General features: G+C 29.4%; 2 protein-coding genes. Both read right to left on the bottom strand.

Annotated elements, in window-relative coordinates; all coding sequences use genetic code 4:
• Positions 1 to 6,100, bottom strand: a 6,100-nt coding sequence (locus VBM91_RS03040) for a hypothetical protein (protein ID WP_323189235.1), incomplete at its 3' end; no start/stop codon positions are given.
• A gap of 332 nt (positions 6,101 to 6,432) precedes the next feature.
• On the bottom strand, positions 6,433 to 7,013 hold a 581-nt coding region (locus VBM91_RS03035; protein ID WP_323189234.1), incomplete at its 5' end, for a hypothetical protein.

The following is a 7,013-nucleotide window of genomic DNA, read 5'->3' as shown; positions in this document are numbered from 1 at the left end:
CAGCATTTACTAATTGTTTTGCTTTATCTTTTTGAGTTTCTGATAAGTTTTGTAAGTTTTCAATTTCTCTAAGAGCAGCATCTTGAGCATCTTTTAATTTGTTTGCTCCAGATAAACCATCTTTTGCGTTATTTAAATTATTAATTAATTGTTGTTTATTATCAACTAGTTGTGTTCCATCTGGTTTTGCAGCAATAGCATTTTCAATTGCTTTTTTAGCATCATTGAATTGTTGTTGTTCCTCAGGTGTTGATTGTGTGTATTTTGGAGAATTAATAATTTCTTTAGCTTCTTCAAGTTTTTGTGCTAATTCATTTAAGTCATTAGCATTATTTTTAATGTTTTCTACAACTTGTGAATTTGTAGCTTTTTGAATTTGGTCTTTAATTTTGTTTTTGATTTCTTCATCTAATGGAGATAACTTATCAATTTCAGCTTTAGCAGCATCTCTTTTACTTTGGAGTTCTGTTTCTCCATTAAGAGCATTTTTAGCATTAGTTAAGTTTGTTAATTTAGTTGTTAACTGTTCATCTGTATTTTGGAAGTCAACTTTTTGTTTTAAATCAGTAACTTTATCAAGTGCATTGTCAAATGCAGTTTGTAAACTTCTTTCTGCTTCTGTATATTTAACTTGTTGTTTAACTTTGCCATCTTCTTTAGCTTGTCCTAAAGCTGAATCAATATCTTGAGCATTTTTAGCAATAGCTTTTATTTGTTCTAAATCATTTGAATTTGCAACTAAATTGTTGGCAGCTGTTACTTGAGTTGGTGTTATATTTTGTAAATTATCAATAATAGATTTAGCTTTTTCTCTTTCAGTTCTAAGTCTTTCTTCTCCATCAAGAGCACCTTTAGCATTAGTTAATGCTTGTTTTAAATCATCAATATTTGAAATTGGATTGTTAAAGTCGGTGTGATTGCTATATGCAGTAACTGCTTTTTTAGCATCATCAAATGCTTTTTGGTTTGAAGCTTGTGTGTAGTTTGGTGTAGTTTCTGTTGCAATAGCATCTTTTAAAACACCTAAAGCATCATTTAATTTAGATGCATTGTTTTTAATTGATTCAATTGAGCCAAGACTATCTGCAGCATCAACAGCGTCTTTAGCAGCTGTTTTTTGAGCTTCTGATAAATTAGACATTCCTTCAATAGTAGCTTTAGCTTCTATTTGAGCTGTAGTTAATCTACCTTGACCATTAAGAGCTGCAATAGCATTTTCTAAGTTTTTAGCTAATTGAGCATCAACTGGTTGAGTAAAGTCTGTTTGATCTTTAATGCTGTTAACTGCATTTTTAGTATTAATAAATCGTTGCTTTCTATCATATGATGCTTGTTTATAGTTTGCAGTTTTTTCTGCTTCTAATGCTCTTTCTAATTGAGCTTTAGCATCATCAAGATTTTTTACATTTGCTTTAATAGCATCAATTGTTGCAACTACATTTGAACCATTAACAGCATTTTTTGCAGCTGTAATTTGTTCTTTAGTTAAGTGTGATGCAGCATCAATAGCAGCAAGCGCTTCTTCTTTAGCTGTTTTTAATCTTTCATCTCCATTAAGAGCTTCTCTTGCAGTTTGTAATCTTTGTAAATCTGTAGATAAGTTAGGAGTTGGTTGTGTAAACTCTGTTACTGATTTTCAAGATTGTAATTCTCCAAGAACTGAATCAAAGTTTCTTTGTGGACCATCTTCAGATTGTTTGTAATCATCTGTTTGTTTAACAGCTTCATTATTTTTAAGCTGACCAACAGCATTATTTAAATCTCTTACATTTGTAGAAATAGAATCAATTAATGCAAGAGTTTGTGCATTATTAATAGCTTCAATAGCTTTTGTTTTTTGAACCTCTAATAAATGAGGTGTTTGAGTAGCATCATTGATTTTAGCAATAGCAGCTTCTCTAGCTTTTCTTAATCTATCATTTCCGTTAAGAGCAGCTGTTTTAGTATTTAAATCACTTGTTAATGTTTGGATATTTGGTGTTTCATATTCAAAATTATTTTGTGATTTAATTGCATCTAATTTTGCTCTAGCAGTTTCATATGCTTTTTTTCTGTCTGTATCTGCTTGTAAATGGTTTGGTGTTTGCCATTGAGCATTTGCAGTTTCTAATGCGGCTAAAGCAGCATTAAGTTTTTCAGCATTAGCTCTAATTGATTGTACTTTAGCAATTGTGTTTGTCGCGTCTTTTTGTACAGTATCTATTGCAATATTTCTTTGTGATTGTTCATCTAATTTAGTATATGACCGGATATCTCTGATAGCATTCTCTTTAGCTTTTGCTAAGTTTTTATCCCCATCAAGAGCAGTTGTTTTTCTCTTAACGTCAATTGCAGCTGCATTAAATTGACTTTGTGTTGTTTTGTTTACAAGTGATTCAAAGTTTGTCTCTGTTTCTAAGTTGTAAGCATTTATTTTACCTAATGATGTATCAAAAGCCGTTTTTAAGTTTGCTGGTGTTGTTGAAGCTTCTGTATATTTAGGTGAATTCTTTGCTGTTTTAGCATCATTAAGAATAGCAAGAGCACTATTGACTAATTTATATGCTCCTACTAAATCTTTAAATTCTTCATTTGTTGATTTTGAACTAATTAATTCTTTTGCTTTAAGTTTTTGTTCTTTTGATAAGTTTGTTAAATTATCTATTTGATCAAAAGCATATTGTTTTTGTACTTCTAATAATTTAACATTAACACCAGCAATTGTTTTTTGTGAATCAACTTCATTTTTAGCAGTTTGTTTTTGTGTTGTAGTTCACGTGTCAGAGCTAAATCCATCAATAGTATTTTTAGCAGCTGTTTTTGCATTATTTAAGTTTGTAGTTCCATCTAGATTTCTAATAGCATTTTGTAAATCAGTAGTTAATCTATCAATATTTGGAATAGCAGTTTTAAAGTTGCTTGTATCTTTTATAGCATCAACAGCATTTCTTGCTGATTCAAAAGCAACTTTTTTATTTTTAGGTGTTGTTGATGCTTCTGTATGGTTAGGTTGATTAAAATGATCATTATCAGCAATTGAAAGTTGTTCACGTGCAGCATTTAATTTTGTTGCATTAGAAATAATTTCAGCAACCTTAGCACTTGAGTTTGTATCAACCTCATTTACTTGAGTTTTAGCAAGTTGTATTTGAGATGGTGATAAGAAAGTCAATTTGCCAATTTCAATTAAAGCGTTTGATTTAGATGTAGATAAATTTGTATTTCCATTTAAATCACGAATAGCACTAGTCATATTTGAAACTAAAGTGCTTAAACCACTAATTGGAGTAGTAAAGTTTGTGTTATCTTTTACTCCTTTAAGAGCTTCAAATGCATTATCGAAGTTTGATTTATTTGGAGTTTCTGTTGCTTCAATATAGTTTGGTTTTGCTTCTTCTGCAATAGCTTCATCATATTTAGCTCTAGCATTTGATAAACCTTCAGCATTTGCTTTGACTGCATTAACTGAATTAATTGTTGTTTGTTGATTAATTTGTTTTTCAGCTTCAGTTTTTTGTGTGCCGCTTAAATTTAAACGTTTAACTGCGGCAATAGCATTTGTTTTAGCTGTGTTTAAATTTGTAACTCCATTAAGATTAGCTGTTGCACTTGATAAATTAGTTAACTTAGTTTGTAAGTTTGAATATGCTTTATCAAAGTTTGTATATGTAGTTAAATCATTTAATGCTGAAATAGCATTATCAAAGTTTGATTTATTTGGAGTTGTTGATGCTTCTGTATATCTTGTTTCATTATTTGTTTTAATCGCTTTAGCAGCAGTAAGTTTTGGAACTTCATTATTGACAGATGTTGCATTATTAACAATGGCATCAATTTGATCTTTAGATGATTTTGAGTCAATTAAACGTTTAGCAGCATCTCTTTGAGTATTTATCAAGTTACTTAATTGATGAATTTTATTTTTAGCATCAAGTTTTTGTGCTTCAAATAATTTATCATTAACGCCAGCAATTGTAGATTGACTTTCAACTTGATTATTAGCATTATTTTTTTCTGTTTCACTCAAGTTTCGAAGTGAATTAATAGTTTGTTGAGCAGCAGCTTTAGCAGCATTCACATTATCAAATCCGTTAAGTGCTTTACGAGTTTCTACTAATGCATCTTTAGCAGATTTAATTGTATTAATAGATTCTGATGAGTAGGTTGAAATATCTTTTAAATTTTCAGCAACTTTGATCGCTTCATCAAAATTATCTTTTTTATTATCACTCGGTTCTTTTGCACCTGTTGTAGCTTCTGTGTAATTACTATGATTATTATTATCTTGGTTTCCTTTAATATCCTTAGATAGCTCTAATTCTTTTCTTAAATCATTAAGCTCTTCTGCTCAAGTTCGAATAGGAGTAGCACCTGAAATATCTTTTGCATTACTAATTAAATTTCAAGCTTCATCTCTTTGAAGTGTCAATAATTTATTTAGAGGTATTAATGATACAGTAGTTCCACTTTCTACTCAAGTAGGATTACTTTCAAAAAGAACTCTTCTGGCTTTCTCTTTGAAATTATCGAAGTTTATCTTTCCATTTAATTTCAATCTTGCTTGATTTAAACTTTGATATGCCGCGTTAACTTGAGGTTGTCTTGCACTAGCATTTTCAAATACTTTTTTAGCTTCTGTTAAAGCTGCATTGTAAGCATTTTTTAAATCATCATCTGCATCAAGATATGGATGCTGATTAAAGAAATCACCTTTCGAATAATTGATTTCTTCTTCAAGTTTTGTTTTATCAGCTTTTTTTCTGTATATAGTTTGCACTACTACAGCATCTTCTAGAAATGAATTATTAAGTTTTTTTCTATATACATTCGTGGTTGTTGAAACAATATCAAATCCGGGTATTGCAGTAGGATTAAATGAAATAGAGTTCGCTTTCTGCTCATTTGAAAGTCCATTTAAACTAGCAGGAATAATATCATTTATTAAATATTCATTTTTCACTGTATAAGATGCATTACCTGATGTTGGAGTTAATCTTTGCGCAGGAATTTGAATATCTTTAGTGAATGTTTTATATGATCAATCCACTGGAGATGTAATAGTCTTTGTTAATGTTGAATTGGTTGTAGGTATATTTGTAGTGTCATAAATATCCTCAAACACTTGTTCTACAATAACAGGATATCTTTCAAATTTCTTTGTTTCTTTCTTTCTAACACCATTTAAAAGAACTCTAGAGTACGTACCATCATCTTGCCGTGATCTTTCAGATGTCATAACTCCTGAAAAATAACCTTTTTGTGCACCTGGAATAGGTGCTGTTTTAAATTTAATCTCATATTTTGAATGATCTCATCCGGCAGTTTGAAATTCATAATCGTAAGTAAAATCTCTAATTGATGTTTTCTTACCATCAATAAATTTACCACCTGGATCATTAATATCGTTTGTATTTCATGTCGAAAATAGAAGATTTTGCTTATGATTAGAACTATCACTCGGTTTATTCTGAAGGTTATATCACTCAACTTTAGCCAGTGAAGATCTAGTTAGCTCATCATTTGTACCATAGTGATGTCAAGAACAACCAAGACCAACTTGTTTTAATTGACTTGAAGATAATTCATGTCCTGGTTGTAACGTAACTGAACTAGTGATTAGTCTATCAGAACCATCTTTTTCGAATCTCTTAATTTCGACAGGTGAACTTAATTGTATGTCTTTAGTAAGAAAGAAAGCAAAATATGCTTTTTGTTCACTATCAATACCTTCTATTTCTACGAAACCAAAAGGTTTAAAATACTGAAGTGTCCAATCAATTGTACCATCTTCATTTACGACTTTATCTATTTGCATAGATTCTCTTACTTTGGACTCAGGAAACTCTTTTATGTGACTCAATGATCAATGTTTATAATAGTATGTTCCATATTCATCACAATCTTCTCATACATAATCTGTCTGACTTGGATGGAATGTTCCTATATTCTCTCTACCTGTTCAATTTTGAATACCCTCATCTCATCTACCTGTTGGTGATAAACTCACTTCACGGGGTTCATTATTTGCAGATGCACTTACTGTTGTAAGTAAAGCGAGTGGAGCTGTAACTCCTGCGCTTAAAGGTAAAAGAATTCATTTTTTCTTGTTTTTTAAATTCATAAAATTTCCTTTTTCAATAAATACTTAATGAAGCTAAAACTATTAATTTTTAAGCTAGAAAAGCACTTATTTTATTCTTTTTTATAAGTCAAATATTCATATTAAATATACTTATATATATATAGCATAAAAATCATATTTGAGGCAACTTTTTTTTTTTTTTTTACAAAAAATGTAATTTTTTACATATTTTCACTCTTAAAGTTTCACATTTATTAAATTTTTAAGTGATTTTTGTGAAATTTTTTGCTTTTTAAAAAATACAAAAAATCAGCACTATTTTTATCTAGTACTGATTGATTTTAATTGTTTGTTAATTGTTAATTAACTTCTTATTTTTTCTTTCTACCAAATACAAAGATTAACATACCAATTAATCAACTTACAAATGAAGCAGCTACAAAGTATGGTCAGATTAAGATTGGTGATGCTTGTTTTAATTTTTTATCAATAATTGTTTGTTTAACCACATCTTCATTTCTATAAGAGTTAAGATTATTTAAAATTTCATCTGAATTGGCAATTGCTTTATTAATTGCATCTTGTTTATCTTTAGATAATTTTTCAAATTTCTTAGATTTGGTTAAATCTACTAAATCATTTTTAGCTTTAGTCAATTCTTCAGCATCAACATATAATTGAGTAATTTGATTATGTTTATTATCAAATTCTGCGCTTGTAGCATCATTATCTAAAATGTTATTGATTAATGTTGCTTTGGTTGTGTCATTAAGCACGTCGCTCGCTTTAACTTGTTGAATTAATTTGTCTTTAGCTTTAATGTTATTTAAGTTATTTATAAAGCTTGAATCATTAACTAAATTCAATGTTTCGCTAATTAATTTATCTCTGGTTTCGTCAGAAATTTTATTGTCTTTAGCTTCTTGATGTAATTGATCAATTAAGTCTAATC

The organism is Mycoplasma sp. 2248 (genome assembly GCF_034863245.1).
In the GTDB taxonomy this organism is placed as follows: Bacteria; Bacillota_I; Bacilli_A; order Mycoplasmatales; family Metamycoplasmataceae; genus Mycoplasmopsis.
The sequence above is the reverse complement of the archived record's forward strand: the minus strand, read 5'-3'. Positions and strand labels throughout refer to the sequence as shown.